This window comes from Methanobacterium sp. CWC-01 (assembly GCF_030323845.1).
Classification (GTDB): domain Archaea; phylum Methanobacteriota; class Methanobacteria; order Methanobacteriales; family Methanobacteriaceae; genus Methanobacterium; species Methanobacterium aridiramus.
The window spans coordinates 335,735-349,652 of sequence record NZ_CP040735.1 but is presented as its reverse complement, the minus strand read 5'-3'; the positions used below and the strand labels follow the sequence as shown (position 1 = coordinate 349,652).

Here is a 13,918-nt window from a genome sequence, read left to right as displayed (position 1 = left end):
GGTTTAAGAAACGGGTTCTTTGTTAGAATAGTAAAAAATGGGATATATCATAACATTTATATTGATTTATAATGATAAATATTTTATAACCAAAAAACTTGGGGTGTTTTATGTTAACTTCAGTCCAAAAGGAAATCCTGCAAAGTCTTATTAATTTATACCGCAAGGCTGACGGTAAGTCCATCAAGGGAGAAGAAATAGCCGAGGTAATGAACCGTAACCCGGGTACTATTCGTAATCAGATGCAATCCCTTAGAAGTTTAGGTTTAGTTAAAGGAGTTCCCGGTCCGCGTGGTGGATACAAACCGACTGTAAAGGCATATCAAACCCTTAATATTGATGAATCTGATAAACAGACTTTAGTTCCAATTTATAAGGATGGAAAAAAGCTTAAAGATCTTTCTGTAACCAAGATCGAATTCACCAGTATAACTCATCCTGGAGAATGTGAGGCTGCTATCAAAGCGGTGGGCAATATAAAACACCTGGATCTGGGGGATAAAGTTCGTATAGGTCCCACCCCTGTCAACAAACTGGTGGTTGATGGTGAAGTGGTAGGTAGGGATGATATGGATAACATCCTGCTTCTGGACACTACAGCCATCAGGAGCATACCTAAAAAAAAGGTTATAGAAGTTGCAACTAAAAAATTAACTACCCTTGATGCTTCTAAAAGGATCAGGGAAGCTGCTATGTTACTGTCAGAGCGGGAAATTGAGGGCGCTCCGGTAACCAAGGAAGGAGGAATAGTGGGAATGTTGACTCTCAGCGACATCTCTCAGGCCCTGGCGGAAGGTAAAGAAGATCTTAAAGTGGCCGATATCATGTCCACTGACATAATTACCGTAGAAGAAGAGATCATGATTGCGGAAGCCATTGAAATTATGAATAGAAATCACATCGGTCGGCTTATTGTAGTGGATGAGAATGGTAATTCCATTGGAATAGTCACTCGCACCGATCTTCTGGACAAGATTGCGGGAATAAAATAGAACAATTTTTTAGAACAAATTTTTTTATTATAATAATCTAAAGATTATCCAACAATTTTAATCAAAAATAAATACTGTTTCTAATTTTAGATAGCCTATCTGAGGTTGTGATGAGATTTGAAAGTTCAACAAATGAATATTAAGGAAGGTATGAGCATCAAGGAGCTTCTGGAGGAGATGGGAAAGGCAGGAGCTTTAGGAGCTGGGCGTATTCACCGAGCAACTAATTTAATGGCTGAAGTAATGGCCGATCAAGATACGGCGGTGTTTTTAAGCGTAGCTGGACCAATGGTCCCGGGAGGTCTTCGTAAAGTTATAAGGAATCTAATTCATGATGGACATGTTCAGGCCCTCATAACCAGCGGTGCAAATATCACCCACGACCTTCTGGAGGCGTTCGGTGGGGCACACTACCGGGGACTAGATCATGATGATGAAAAACTCTGTGACATGGGTATGGGCCGAATAGGGGATATATATACAAATTCTGAGGATTTTGAAGTTTTTGAAAAAAGGATGGTCCCCATAATTTCCTGTATCTCTCAGGAAAAAAAACATCTCACCATCCAGGAGTTCATTAAAGAAATTGGTTTACTACTTCAAGATGATGAATCCATAATACGCACCGCTGCCCTAAAGGATGTGCCTATTTATGCGCCGGGAATTGTGGATAGTATGTTAGGATTGCAGCTTTGGATGTACACCCAGGAGAACCCACTCCAACTGGACGCAGTGGGAGATATGCACCGACTATCTGACCAGGTATTTGATTCGCAAAAGGTAGCCACTGTTATCCTGGGAGGGGGATTACCAAAACATTATGCTCTGGCCTCAAATCTTATAAAAGGAGGAGTGGATGCTGCTATTCAGATAACCATGGATCGTAGTGAAACTGGAAGTTTAAGTGGCGCTCCCTTGGAGGAGGCAAAATCCTGGGCCAAAGCCAGAGCAGGATCCAATCTGGTCACCGTTATAGGGGATGCTACTATAATATTCCCCCTGATGGTGGCTGGTGCTAGGGAGATTATGTAAAAGGAGAATTCTAATTTATTTAAATTCTTAAGATCAAAATCTTAGGATCCAAATTAAACACTGATAAAATGTTAATTGAGGCTATTTTTTACCCTCTGGCCGGATTTTTCATGAAAATTTCTGATGATGCTCAGGATGTGAAGAAAAACACAGTTTTAGCGGTTCTCGCCGGTTTAATATGTGTACTGGCCCTAGGTTATTTATCTGTTACCAGCAGCGATGCTTCCACCATATTCATTGGAATATTGGTGGGTACCCTCCTGGCCGGGAAGGTAGATCGTCTGGCCCACGTTATTACCCTGATCATATTCCTGTCAATACTAGCTATCTTTGGAATCCCCTCGATGGGAATTGTGGCCCTTCTGATATGTACTGCTGCAGCTTATCTGGATGAGATGGGAAATGATGCTTTATGGTTAAGAGGAAAAAGAAAGTTTAATCTATTTTTTAAATATCGCTTAGCCCTTAAATTTGCTGTGCTTTTCCTGGCTATGGGTGGATTAATTCAATACCTCTACCCTGAATTTGTGAAGGTCATTTTTTTCCAGCCCGAGACATTCGTCTACTTCCTTCTTTTCGATTTGGCCTATGAAGTAGCCGGTCTATACTTCAATACTATCTATGAAGGACTGAATGGCAAGCTCCGGATCTTCGGATAGATAAATACTGCGACCGATGATGATTGCGTCTGCAAAAGTAAGTGTATCTTTCGGAGTTCCTCCCTGGGTTCCCACACCCGGGGAAATGAGGAAGGAATCTGATCCAATGACGTCTCTTATTTTTTCCAAGCGATCTAGTCTTGTTGATGGGCCTACAAAGTTTTCTATGCCCAATTTGACTCCCATCTTGGCTATTTCTAGAGAAACCGGTTGTATAAATTTCGAAGCTCCAGGATGTGACATTTCTGTTAATAGGAATACTTCCCCACCATTACTATGAGCAGAATCCATGCAGGCCCGGGCACTATCATCCCCCACGAAACCTTGAACAATAACCGCATCAGCACCAGCCTGGAAAGTTAAATCGGCTATTTTACGGTTGGTGTCGGGAATATCGGCCACTTTAAAATCAGCAATCACCTGACAACCAAATTCATCTTTAATGGTTGAAATAGAATCCAGCCCCTGTGCTAGGACAAGGGGATATCCTATTTTAACCGTATTTATTTCTTCTCTAACTGCTTCCACCACTTGCATGGCCTCCTCCAGGTCCGGGAGGTCCAAAGCAACTATGATCTTATTTTCCACTTCCATGTTCTTACTTGTTCCCTGGATTTTAAATGATTTTTGAAATCCCGATGAATTTAGACGGAACTCAATATGCTCTGTTACTTAGAAAAATTTTGGTGGAACTAATCTATACCATATTCATAGAAAATAAACCGGTTGTATTTACAAAAATCAAGCAATTTTCACACAAAGTATATACGTGGCGAAATTAATACGGTAAGTTAAGCCATCTGTCATGGCTAATTTGGAAAGTGATTTAATATGTTTAGAGATGACTACGGTAGTAAAGGTAATTCTGCTCCTGTTAATGAAGGAGAAGAATATGATGTTAAGATTGAGGACACTGGTAGGGACGGTGACGGGATCACTCGTATTGAAGGTTTTGTGATTTTCGTTTCTGGTGCCAAGGTTGGCGATGAAGTTAAAATCAGGATTAACTCTGTCAGAAGGAACTTCGGTTTCGCCGAAGTAGTGGAATAAGATTATTCCACCTCTTTTATTTTTATTTTTGAAATTTTTTGTTCTAATTGAAATGGATATAATCAAACGTATATTACTTTGATTAACTATGATTCAGAAATTCTCATTTTATCGCCTAAAAGAATGCTATTTTTACCAGCACAACTAATAACATGACCATTATGGCCATTAACAGTAAAAGAGTAATTCCTAGGCCAATACTAATGGGTGTTTTATATTTTGAAATTTCGTCCAACATTTCTTGAGTATTTTCCACAGACTTATTGGCGTTGGCAAGGACTTTCTGGGATTCTTGCACGGTTAAGTCCAAATCATCCAGTAATTTCTCTATACGGGGCTGTTCATGCGTATTGAAACGTTCCACTGTCTCTTTCAACTGATAAATTGTTTCTGGAATAATCCCGGGCTTTTTATATAGAACTTCTCGCAGGGCGTCTTGCAGTGTTAAGATTTCTCTTGATAAGGTCCCCAGTTTTGTAATTTTTTGTTCTTCTTCTTCATTGTATAAATCAAATCTTGGATCTCTGGCTAGTGGGGAATTTAGCATATCATATTGGGCTATGTATTTTTTTAGCGAAGTTTCATCAACTTCCCCTCCAAGATCCTTGAGCTTCATTAAAAGTTCTGATTCTTTTTCTCGGAGAATTTTCAGCTTTTGAACTTCTTCATCCAAAAAAATAGCATCCTCACTTCTTGGATAGTCTAAATCCACGCTAAATAATTTTTCAATTTCACCCATAAATTTTTCAAGTTCATCTAGAGTATCAGGTAATCCCATAGTATCACATCTAAATTTGCACGATTTGGAGTTATTCTGCCCATCAGGTAATATGCTAGTGTATTATAATATTAATTTATATGAATTAAAGATTGCACTTTTAATGATTCAAAAATCTTGTAAACAATTTATAATTTTTATGGAAAAAATTATTGTAAAAAAATAATCCACGAATAGGATCAGATAAATTTCTAATAAAAAATAGGATTGTTGGTTTTTTAACCAACCCCCCCAATTATATTTTTTTTATTATACTGGAGCAGAAGCTACAGAGTTATCACAGCACATATCAGTTGGTGCTGGTTCGCAGCATGGTTCTTCGCAGCATGGTTCGGTGCATTTTGGTTCTTCGCAGCATGGTTCGGTTGGTGTGGTGGCTGTTGGTATTTCTGGGTGTCCGCATGGTACGGTTACTGCTGGGTGTCCGGCTGGTAGTTCAACTGGTACTGCTGGGTGTCCTTCTGGTAGGTTGATGATGGTTACTGCTGGGTGTCCGGCTGGTAGGGTTATTGCTGGGTGTCCTGCAGGGAGATAAATTGCATTAGGATCAATTATCGGGTGTTGGGTTTCACTATTTAGATCTCCTGCAAAAGTCGCGGTAATTCCTACAGTCATTAAAATAGCAAGGAGTAATACTAACTGTTTCTTCATCTTTATCACCTCCTTTATGCTTATTTTTCTTTAAGGTCTAATAATTACTTGTATTTTGAGTTATTTATATTTTTGTAGGCTGAAAATCTAAAAATTGTCCATTAAAATCAATATTTGGAGAGAATCAAAAAATGAAATAATAGTATACATATTGATAATGGTAAATATTACTATTTTGTTTAATTTTATTAGATTTAAATAATTAAAAATTACTATATTTAAAAAATTTGTAGCTATTTTATTCAGAATACCTATACAAGATTTTTTCAATCTAAGCTGATAATTTTTCAATTTAAATGGAAAATTTTATAAGACACTCTGATCTAACCATCCTTTGTTGAGTAGCTCAAAAAAGGCGATTGATGTGATATTATTCATATTCTTCTAAACTACTCAGAAAAATTATTTCAATAGGAGGTCTTTGTTTGCACATAATGGAAGGATTTTTACCTTGGCAATGGTGTTTATTTTGGTATTTAGTTGCAATACCTGTTGTAGTATACGGGATAATTCAGATTAAAAGAATTACAGACGAAAAGCCAGAATCTAAACCAATACTTGCAGTTTCAGGCGCTTTTATGTTTATTTTATCATCACTAAAACTTCCTTCAGTTACAGGAAGTTGTTCTCACCCTACAGGCAATGGTCTAGGGGCGGTATTGTTTGGACCTGCAGCAACCAGTGTTTTAGCGGCAATTGTTCTTGTTTTCCAGGCATTACTACTGGCCCATGGTGGGATTACTACACTTGGTGCTAACATTTTCTCAATGGGTATTGTAGGTCCATTAGTGGCATGGCTTGTGTACAAAGGTATTAAAAAGATAGGTTGGGGCCCTTCCATTGGAATATTTTTTGCTGCACTTCTTGGTGATTGGTTGACTTATGTAACCACCGCTACACAGTTAGCATTGGCTTTTCCCATACCCACATTTGTAGAAGCTTTTGTTAAGTTTATGGTAATATTTGCTTACACTCAGGTGCCTCTGGCAATTGCTGAAGGTCTTCTTACCGTGGTAATATTTGATTACATAATGAAATTAAGACCAGATATTTTGAGAAATTTGAAAGTCATAGGCCCGGAAAAAGCAGAGGAAGTTTCAGAAAAAGCACCGGAGGTGGCTTAAATGGATAAAAAACCCATTATTCTACTAGCTTTGGTTGCAATACTCGTAATCATCCCCTTTGCCCTTTATAGTGGGCTGGGTGAAGATGAGGGTTATTTCGGTGGCGCTGATGGAGCAGCTGGAGAAGCTATTGAAGAAACAGGTTATGAGCCATGGTTCAGTTCATTCTGGGAACCACCCAGCGGTGAAATTGAAAGTCTTTTATTCGCATTGCAAGCAGCCATCGGAGCAGTTATAATAGGCTACGTTTTTGGATACTATAAAGGTCAAGACAGCGAAAAAAATAAAAAAAGAGGAAAATAGGATTGAATATTAGAATTTAATCTTTGAATTGCTGCTGAAGGGATTTAGAACTGGCGATCACACTGAAGGGATAAAGAACTGGCGATCACATGTTTGAAGACAATCTGGATAACTATGCTCACTCCAACAACCTTAGAGATGTGAATGTCTACTTTAAGGTTTTATTTGCAATTTTAACCATGCTGGTAAGTTTAGTATCCACATCACCAGTGGTGCCCTTCATTATAGCTCTTTTTATGTCCGGTCTAATCATATTCAAAGCTAAAATTTCATGGAAATTTTATTTAAAATTTCTGATGGTTCCATTTTCTTTTGCAGTATTAACCTTTGTATTTATGGCCATATTCTTTGGAATTGGCAGCCACGTTCTGGAACTTGGAATATTTAATCTGGCAGTGACTGATGATGGTTTTAACCTGGGACTTCTTGTTTTTGCAAGAATTTTAGGGGGGTTCACATGTCTGGCATTTCTAGCCCTTACCACGCCAATGACTGAACTTTTTTCAGTACTGGAATTTTTTAAAATACCAAAAATAGTTTTGGAACTTGCCATGCTCATGTATCGATACATTTTCCTATTTTTGGATGAAGCAATTAATATGTACCACGCCCAGGAAACGCGTCTTGGTTATTCATCCCTTAAAAAATCGGTTAAATCCATGGGGATGCTGGGCAGTAACCTTTTCATAAGAACATGGCTGAAAGGAGAACAGGCATATATTGCAATGGAATCAAGGTGCTATGATGGTTCAATAAAAACATTGAAACAACCTGATATTAGAAGTATTGGCACCCGTAACTTTGTGTTTCTAATGTTTTTCGAAGTAATTCTTATCATTGGAGTATATTTCACGGGAAACTATGATCTTCTAATTCGGTAGATTTATTGATTAAATCCCATAATAATTTCAATGATATAATGGCTTTTGCGCTGGTTCTGGATATAAAATCCAATTAACGTTTTAAATAAATAATTAAATATAAAAGACAGCCCGGACTACTATAAAGAAGATAGAAATGAACGTCACTGAAACTATAGAAATCACTTATCGTTACCCTGATGGGACCCAGGCCCTGGAAAAGGTGAACTTCAAAGCTTCTAAGGGGGAGATGGTGGCATTATTAGGTCCCAATGGGGCCGGAAAGTCAACCCTATTTTTACATTTTAATGGCATCCTGAGACCTACTGTAGGTAAGGTGCTGGTGGAAGAAAGTCCCCTGGGCTATAAAAAAAATGATCTGATGAAAGTCAGGCAGAAGGTGGGAATAGTCTTTCAGAACCCTGATGACCAGCTATTTGCTCCTACCGTAAGTGAAGACGTGGCATTTGGTCCCATGAACATGGGTCTGGATACTGAAGAGGTAGAAAAACGGGTTAAGGATGCTTTGGAGAAGGTGGGTATGAGCGGTTTTGAGAAGAAACCACCTCACCATCTTAGTGGAGGTCAGAAAAAACGGGTGGCTATTGCGGGTATATTGGCCATGAAACCTGAAATAATGGTTTTGGATGAACCCACCAGTGGATTGGATCCTAAAGGAGCTTCCCAAATATTGCGTATTTTATACCAATTGAACCAGGAGGGTATGAGTATTGTCATATCCACCCACGATGTGGATTTGGTGCCTTTGTATGCTTCACAAGTATACATCATAAGTGAAGGTCGAATAATAAAGGAAGGAACCCCACAGGAAGTATTTTCTGATGTTAAAACTATTAGAGGGGCTAATTTAAGGCTGCCCCGAATAGCTCATCTCATGGAGATACTGGGAAAGGAAGACTCCCTCCCATTTGATAAACCTTATCCGCTGACCATTGGAGAGGCCAGAAGGAAAATACGGGATAGTTTTGAAGATTGATTACTTAAAAACACATATTAAAGTTATAAATTTATATTTAGATATTTATTTTTGGACTTAACATGAACAACACCATCTCCGTATCCCAATGTCTAACTTATGATTTAGAAACAGTAAGAAAGGCTGTTAATAATTCTATCGACGCTTTAGGTGGTCTAGACTCATTTCTAGATAAGGGAGACATGGTTCTACTCAAACCCAACCTTCTACAGGCACGTCCTCCTGAGGACATGGTCACTACCCATCCGCAAGTCTTGGAAGCCATCATCATGGCCGTGAAAGAATCGGGGGCCTTACCGGTGGTAGGTGATAGTCCAGGAGGTCCTGCTGGCAATCTTCAAAGGTACTGGAAAGTGAGTGGTATGGGAGCAATATGCAGACGTCATGATGTTAAAATTTTAAACTTCGAAAAGGAAGGTTCCTACCAGAAGCACAGGAACAACAGGGATTATTACATCGCTAAACCAGCTCTTGACTGTGATTTACTTATAAATATCCCTAAAATTAAGACTCATGGCCTTACTACATTTACCGGCGCGATAAAAAACATGTATGGAGTTGTTCCCGGTTCTACCAAGGTGGAATATCATAAAAAAGCTCCTAAACCCTCTGATTTTGCCAGGTTGGTTGTTGATATCTATGCCCTGGCTTGGCCAGGCCTTCATATTGTGGATGGTGTGGTGGGAATGGAGGGAAGTGGCCCTTCAGCTGGAGATCCCCGCGATCTGGGAATGATATTGGCTGGAGTGGATGGGGTGGCCATGGATAGTTTAATCTGCCATATCTTAGGTCGAGAACCACTAAAAATACCCACCACTCGTATTGCAAAAGAACAAGGACTGGGGGAAACAGATATAACAAAAATCACCGTTTTGGGTCATATTCCGGAAATTAAAAATTTTAAATGGCCTCCCAATCTTTCACAGGTACTGGATTTGATCCCTGGAAATATGGCCACAGGGTTGATGAAGTATTTATGGATCAGGCCGGTCATAGACCCGGATCGGTGTAATAAATGTGGTAAATGTGTGGAGAGTTGTCCTACTGAGGCCATGAGATGTGGTGTTTACATCCCTGAGTTTGATTATGAAGAGTGCATTAACTGCCTGTGCTGCATGGAGATGTGCCCTCGAAAGGCAGTTACTCTGGAGAAAAGTTTAATCTACCGTTTAGGTTCCAAATTTTCTAAATCATTGGATTGATTGAGCTAATTTAGTGGGTGTTGGATTTGAAGGATAAACTAATTCTTGAAACTTTTTGTATTAAATAATAACTTGATAATTTCTCTTGAATAAATAATCTAAAGAAATAATTCAGGCAGATATTCAGTCTGCCAGTTTAATAGCCCTGGTGGGGCATGAAGAGCTGCAAAATCCGCAACCAATACATTTTTGGTCATCTAGTTCCACTTTCCAGTCTTCATCAATGCTAATGGCATCCACGGGACAAAGTGAGACGCAGGCTCCGCAGTCCATGCATTTTTCTTCATCTTTTTTAACCACTCGCTTGGCAGGGGTCAGATTGATTCCCTGTTCTTTCAAGTATTTAATTCCTTCCTGTGCCTGGTTTCCACTGATTTCAATAAGCATCTCTCCTCCCTTAGGAGTGATATTGGCTTTTAGTATGTTGAAAGTGATATCGAAATTTTTTATGAGGTCTGATATAACGGCCTGGTTAACGATTTCTGGTGAAAAATTGAGCCATGCTTTCATAAGGATCCACCTCTCTTGTTCTGGTGGGAACATACCAGTCGGGATATATCCTCGGCGGTGATCATCCCCTTAACCAGGTTATCCCGGTCTACAATGGGCACCCCCGAAATATCATACTTGTCGATTCTGCGAGCTATTAACTCCACCGGCTCATCCTCCATGGCCACGATTACCTTTTTGGTCATTACTTGGGTCAATTCCAGGACTTCTTTGGCCACGGCATGGGCTATGTCCCATGATGTAACTATTCCCATTAATTTACCCTCTTTGTCCACCACTGGCACATGGTTGATGTTGTTATCCACCATCAGTCGTGCCACATCGCTTATGTTATCCTGGGGAGTAGTGGTGATGGGCTCTCTGCTCTGTAAATCCTTAACCAGGATGGAAGGACGTTTAATTTGTAATGGCTTCACAGTATGGCCTTTAGATGGAACTCTTTCCACAGGTTGGGTTAAGAAGAATGTTCCACCTTCAATCCAGTCCTTAAGCTTCTCGGCTACTTGTAAAGCTTTCCGGTAGGAAGACATGGGTGAGGTTTGTATTTCTTGACCATTTATTTCTACTGAACCCCTTTTAAGATCGTGGTAATTCGTTTCCAGAATTGCTGGACGACTACGTCGAGGTATTCCGTAGTCATACACCTGGCATTTAATTTCCTCATCACTTATCCCAGTTTGTTGGGCTATTTCAGAATTAAGCACCGGTATAGGTATGCCCACTCCCACGTACAGGGTGGGACCGTACTCAGGCATGCTGGCCCCTCTTAGAAACTCTGCATCCATTTTTTTAAGATCTCCCTTTAGCATCAGAGTACCAGCACTTCCCACCGGCACACCATTCACCCTTTCCACCTCGGTGTTATGCTGGGTTCCCTCTCCCAGTATATAACCTTCAGCTCCGCAAAGGAAAATACGGCTTCCTAAACCGATGGTTTTAAAAAATGGGTCGTTAAGGAGGGGACTTAGTTCGCCGGCACTGGAATAGGTCACATTACCCATTCTAGGGAGTAGGGTACCTAGGTAAGTGTGCAGGGTTTCTTCAGTGGAGTTGGTGGCTGCAGCGTAGTTCTGGTAAGAGTTTCGAGGATTGACCATTATGGCCTGGTTTAAATCTTCCAGTTTGAAGTGGGTGTGAATATCTTTCAGGGGATAACAGTCGGTTCCATAGGCTTCTGCCAGAAGTTCCACTTCATTACCACGCACCAAGTCCTCTATCAAGTGTGATCCTCCATATTCCAATCCCACCTTAGGATCCCGATGGGGCTGGGTGGCACCAATATAAGCATCCACCGCTGCTATACCCGAATAGGCTTCCACTCCATTTAAGAAGGTACGCGACATTTTGATGGGAGGGTCAGAGTGACCGAAGTTCAGGAATGCACCGGAGGAACACATCGCACCAAAGGTTCCAGTTGTAACAACGTCCACCTCTTTGGCAGCCTTTTCTGCGCCGATATCCCGTACAATACGGGTCATCTCAGCGGCAGTGACCACCAGTGCGTCTCCATCTTTAATTTTTTGGTTTATTTCCTCTATGGTTTTCATACCGTCACATCCGGTGCTTTTATTGAAAAAAACAATAAAATAATAATCAATTAATTGATTAAATTTGAATATTTTAATTTAAATCCTAAATTTTAGTTAAATCCTTGGGGATTGCAGCCATTGTTCTGGCATAAATTGACTGGCCCTGTATTTGCTCTAGTATAGTCTTGACTATTTAGGTTTACTTCTTATATAATAACTTTGGCCAGATTAGAGAGTAACCTAAATCCTTTATGGTTGTAAGATCATAGAATTAGTGGTGATAAACCAAATGATAGGAGAGTTGGATTTAGATCTTTTGGAGCGAACCATCCATAATCTTGAAAAAAAGGCAGATTATGCAGACATTCGAGTCGCTGAGGCGCATAATACTGTCATAGTTATGAAAGATGGAAAAGTTCAGGAAATACGATCCGGAGATGATTTTGGGGCTTCTATTCGTGTTTTAAATAATGGGGCGTGGGGTTTTTCTTACACTACTCAGTTATCCCAACTGGAATCTATGGCGGAGGTTGCATTTAAACTTTCAGGAGCATTAGAAAGTGATGTGGAATTGGCTGATGTGAAAATTGCCGTAGATACTGTTAATAGCCGTGCCAAGATTAAACCTCAGGATGTTTCAATTGATGAAAAGAAGGAAGTGATGGTGGAAGCAGAAAAGGCTGCGAGGCTGCCGAAGGTGGTAAGCAGCACAGTTAATTACGTGGAAGGTGAAGGAACTTCTTACTTTTTAACTTCAGAGGGAACTTCTTTGGTTCAGGAGGAAAACCGGGTGGCCATGTTTATTAATGCAGTGGCCGCTGATGCGGGGGTCATACAGTTTGGACATAAAAGTATGGGTGGAGCGCGAGGATTCGAGGTTATCCAGAAAGCGGATATAGAAAAATTTGGTAGAACAGCTGCTTCTAAGGCTGTAAGACTCCTTGATGCCAGTTCTCCGCCATCTGGAAGATTTCCCGTACTTCTTGATCCAGAATTAACTGGGGTATTCATCCACGAGGCCCTGGGCCATGCTTCCGAGGCCGACCTGATCCTGCAAAAGGATTCCATCTTGGAAGGAAAAATGGGAACTAGTATAGGTTCGGAACTGGTTAATATTGTCGATGATGCCAGTATGGATGCGTTTGGTTATTATGCTTATGATGCTGAGGGAGTTAAGACCAGAGAAAACGTTCTGGTCAAAGATGGTGTTCTGGTGTCACTTTTAAGTTCCAGGGAGACTGCCGCTAAGCTGGGTCTTAAGCCCAGTGGAAATTCTCGCTCTGCAGTTGGAGATCAACCCATAGTCCGTATGAGTAACACCTACTTGAAACCGGGGGATATGACTTTTGAAGAACTTATTGAGGATATGCCCCATGCCATATACCTTAAAGGCTCCCGGGGAGGCCAGGTGGATACGGGTAAGGGAATCTTTCAGTTCAACGCCGCTGAATCATTCCGCATAAAAAACGGAGAAGTAACCGATGCTTTAAGGGATGTGTCATTGTCCGGCAGAATACTGGAAATGCTTACCAAGGTTGATGGTGTAGGTTCTGATTTCCATATGGGGGTTGGATTCTGTGGTAAATCAGGACAGACCGCTCCAGTGGGGGATGGTGGACCTCACACCAGGGTTAGTGAAGCTATGGTAGGGGGTGCCGACTAATGCTCACCCAAACAGAGGGAGATTTCCTGCTTAAACTGGCCAGAACAGCCATAGAAACTTATATATTGGAGGGTCAGGTATTGAATGTTCCTGAATCTCCTTCAGCAACTCTTGAAGAGAATATGGGTGTTTTCGTTACTCTACACGAGAATGGTGAACTTAGGGGATGCATTGGTTACCCTGAACCAGTTAAACCGCTCTTAAACGCATTAATTGAGGTGGCTATTGGGGCTGCCACGGGTGATCCGCGATTTGCTCCTCTTAATTCCCATGAACTGAAAAAAATTCACGTGGAAGTTAGTGTACTTACGCCGCCAGAACTGATAGTTACTGATAAACCTTTAGAATACCTTGAAAAAATAAATCTAGGTCTTGATGGACTTATTATAGAAAGAGGTATATTTCGGGGACTTTTACTCCCCCAGGTGCCCGTAGAGTGGGGATGGGATAAAGAGGAATTTCTGGCTAACACTTGCCTGAAGGCGGGTATGTCTCCTGATTGCTGGCTGCAGGAAGGAGTTAAAATCTACAGCTTCCAGTCTCAGATATTCAACGAGTAAGAATCTTA

Annotated in this window: 16 protein-coding genes; 11 read left to right on the top strand and 5 right to left on the bottom strand. The window is 40.6% G+C overall.

Translation table 11 applies throughout. From position 1 onward, the window contains the following. Positions 1–110 precede the first annotated feature (110 nt). The 3 genes from FGU46_RS01790 (at position 111) to FGU46_RS01780 (ending at position 2,683) form a co-directional block, all read left to right on the top strand. Positions 111–992 carry a CBS domain-containing protein gene (locus FGU46_RS01790; RefSeq protein ID WP_286475921.1) on the top strand — a complete coding sequence of 294 codons (882 nt, stop codon included), beginning with the start codon at positions 111–113 and terminating at the stop codon, positions 990–992. A gap of 132 nt (positions 993–1,124) precedes the next feature. Next, positions 1,125–2,024: a deoxyhypusine synthase gene (locus FGU46_RS01785; RefSeq protein ID WP_286478484.1), complete on the top strand. Its 900-nt coding sequence runs from the start codon at positions 1,125–1,127 to the stop codon at positions 2,022–2,024. Between the two features lie 68 nt (positions 2,025–2,092). Beyond that, entirely contained in the window at positions 2,093–2,683 is a 591-nt protein-coding gene (locus FGU46_RS01780; protein WP_286475920.1) for a hypothetical protein, read from the top strand. Here FGU46_RS01780 and pyrF read toward each other — a convergent pair. Then, positions 2,627–3,277, bottom strand: coding sequence for an orotidine-5'-phosphate decarboxylase (gene pyrF / locus FGU46_RS01775; RefSeq protein ID WP_286475917.1), 651 nt, complete (start codon positions 3,275–3,277; stop codon positions 2,627–2,629). The genes FGU46_RS01780 and pyrF overlap by 57 nt on opposite strands. A gap of 237 nt (positions 3,278–3,514) precedes the next feature. Between pyrF and FGU46_RS01770 the strand changes: the two genes are divergently transcribed. Next, positions 3,515–3,733, top strand: coding sequence for a TRAM domain-containing protein (locus tag FGU46_RS01770; RefSeq protein ID WP_286475915.1), 219 nt, complete (start codon positions 3,515–3,517; stop codon positions 3,731–3,733). Between the two features lie 115 nt (positions 3,734–3,848). On the opposite strand, the gene FGU46_RS01765 is transcribed toward FGU46_RS01770, so the two are convergent. Next, on the bottom strand, positions 3,849–4,511 hold the full coding sequence (locus FGU46_RS01765; protein ID WP_286475913.1) for a hypothetical protein: 663 nt from the start codon (positions 4,509–4,511) through the stop codon (positions 3,849–3,851). 249 nt (positions 4,512–4,760) lie between these two features. Next, positions 4,761–5,162 carry a hypothetical protein gene (locus tag FGU46_RS01760; protein WP_286475912.1) on the bottom strand — a complete coding sequence of 134 codons (402 nt, stop codon included), beginning with the start codon at positions 5,160–5,162 and terminating at the stop codon, positions 4,761–4,763. Positions 5,163–5,587: 425 nt separating this feature from the next. On the opposite strand from FGU46_RS01760, the gene cbiM reads away from it, so the two are divergent. The 5 genes from cbiM to FGU46_RS01735 all read left to right on the top strand — a co-directional run bounded on the left by cbiM (position 5,588) and on the right by FGU46_RS01735 (position 9,648). Beyond that, positions 5,588–6,286, top strand: a complete 699-nt coding sequence (gene cbiM, locus FGU46_RS01755; RefSeq protein ID WP_286475910.1) for a cobalt ECF transporter S component CbiM — start codon at positions 5,588–5,590, stop codon at positions 6,284–6,286. Further along, positions 6,287–6,589: an energy-coupling factor ABC transporter substrate-binding protein gene (locus tag FGU46_RS01750; RefSeq protein ID WP_286475908.1), complete on the top strand. Its 303-nt coding sequence runs from the start codon at positions 6,287–6,289 to the stop codon at positions 6,587–6,589. 89 nt (positions 6,590–6,678) lie between these two features. Continuing rightward, on the top strand, positions 6,679–7,470 hold the full coding sequence (cbiQ, locus tag FGU46_RS01745; RefSeq protein ID WP_286475906.1) for a cobalt ECF transporter T component CbiQ: 792 nt from the start codon (positions 6,679–6,681) through the stop codon (positions 7,468–7,470). 136 nt (positions 7,471–7,606) lie between these two features. Further along, positions 7,607–8,446 carry an ATP-binding cassette domain-containing protein gene (locus FGU46_RS01740; protein ID WP_286475905.1) on the top strand — a complete coding sequence of 280 codons (840 nt, stop codon included), beginning with the start codon at positions 7,607–7,609 and terminating at the stop codon, positions 8,444–8,446. A 62-nt stretch (positions 8,447–8,508) separates the two neighbouring features. After that, a complete protein-coding gene (locus tag FGU46_RS01735) occupies positions 8,509–9,648 on the top strand; it encodes a DUF362 domain-containing protein (RefSeq protein ID WP_286475902.1) in 1,140 nt (379 codons plus the stop codon). 123 nt (positions 9,649–9,771) lie between these two features. Here FGU46_RS01735 and FGU46_RS01730 read toward each other — a convergent pair whose 3' ends face one another. Then, positions 9,772–10,158 carry a 4Fe-4S dicluster domain-containing protein gene (locus FGU46_RS01730; protein WP_286475900.1) on the bottom strand — a complete coding sequence of 129 codons (387 nt, stop codon included), beginning with the start codon at positions 10,156–10,158 and terminating at the stop codon, positions 9,772–9,774. Beyond that, a complete protein-coding gene (locus tag FGU46_RS01725) occupies positions 10,155–11,705 on the bottom strand; it encodes a homocysteine biosynthesis protein (RefSeq protein WP_286475898.1) in 1,551 nt (516 codons plus the stop codon). Before FGU46_RS01725 ends, FGU46_RS01730 begins: the two co-directional genes overlap by 4 nt. A gap of 271 nt (positions 11,706–11,976) precedes the next feature. On the opposite strand from FGU46_RS01725, the gene FGU46_RS01720 reads away from it, so the two are divergent. Both FGU46_RS01720 and FGU46_RS01715 read left to right on the top strand, forming a co-directional pair. After that, a complete protein-coding gene (locus tag FGU46_RS01720) occupies positions 11,977–13,350 on the top strand; it encodes a TldD/PmbA family protein (protein ID WP_286475896.1) in 1,374 nt (457 codons plus the stop codon). Then, positions 13,350–13,910 carry a TIGR00296 family protein gene (locus tag FGU46_RS01715; protein ID WP_286475894.1) on the top strand — a complete coding sequence of 187 codons (561 nt, stop codon included), beginning with the start codon at positions 13,350–13,352 and terminating at the stop codon, positions 13,908–13,910. Before FGU46_RS01720 ends, FGU46_RS01715 begins: the two co-directional genes overlap by 1 nt. The last annotated feature ends 8 nt before the right edge of the window (positions 13,911–13,918 follow it).

Bases quoted from the DNA above. Each gene is read 5' to 3' on its own strand.
- FGU46_RS01790 (WP_286475921.1), top strand. From the start codon at position 111: ATGTTAACTTCAGTCCAAAAGGAAATCCTGCAAAGTCTTATTAATTTA.
- FGU46_RS01785 (WP_286478484.1), top strand. From the start codon at position 1,125: ATGAATATTAAGGAAGGTATGAGCATCAAGGAGCTTCTGGAGGAGATG.
- FGU46_RS01780 (WP_286475920.1), top strand. From the start codon at position 2,093: ATGTTAATTGAGGCTATTTTTTACCCTCTGGCCGGATTTTTCATGAAA.
- pyrF (WP_286475917.1), bottom strand. From the start codon at position 3,277: ATGGAAGTGGAAAATAAGATCATAGTTGCTTTGGACCTCCCGGACCTG.
- FGU46_RS01770 (WP_286475915.1), top strand. From the start codon at position 3,515: ATGTTTAGAGATGACTACGGTAGTAAAGGTAATTCTGCTCCTGTTAAT.
- FGU46_RS01765 (WP_286475913.1), bottom strand. From the start codon at position 4,511: ATGGGATTACCTGATACTCTAGATGAACTTGAAAAATTTATGGGTGAA.
- FGU46_RS01760 (WP_286475912.1), bottom strand. From the start codon at position 5,162: ATGAAGAAACAGTTAGTATTACTCCTTGCTATTTTAATGACTGTAGGA.
- FGU46_RS01750 (WP_286475908.1), top strand. From the start codon at position 6,287: ATGGATAAAAAACCCATTATTCTACTAGCTTTGGTTGCAATACTCGTA.
- cbiQ (WP_286475906.1), top strand. From the start codon at position 6,679: ATGTTTGAAGACAATCTGGATAACTATGCTCACTCCAACAACCTTAGA.
- FGU46_RS01740 (WP_286475905.1), top strand. From the start codon at position 7,607: ATGAACGTCACTGAAACTATAGAAATCACTTATCGTTACCCTGATGGG.
- FGU46_RS01735 (WP_286475902.1), top strand. From the start codon at position 8,509: ATGAACAACACCATCTCCGTATCCCAATGTCTAACTTATGATTTAGAA.
- FGU46_RS01730 (WP_286475900.1), bottom strand. From the start codon at position 10,158: ATGAAAGCATGGCTCAATTTTTCACCAGAAATCGTTAACCAGGCCGTT.
- FGU46_RS01725 (WP_286475898.1), bottom strand. From the start codon at position 11,705: ATGAAAACCATAGAGGAAATAAACCAAAAAATTAAAGATGGAGACGCA.
- FGU46_RS01720 (WP_286475896.1), top strand. From the start codon at position 11,977: ATGATAGGAGAGTTGGATTTAGATCTTTTGGAGCGAACCATCCATAAT.
- FGU46_RS01715 (WP_286475894.1), top strand. From the start codon at position 13,350: ATGCTCACCCAAACAGAGGGAGATTTCCTGCTTAAACTGGCCAGAACA.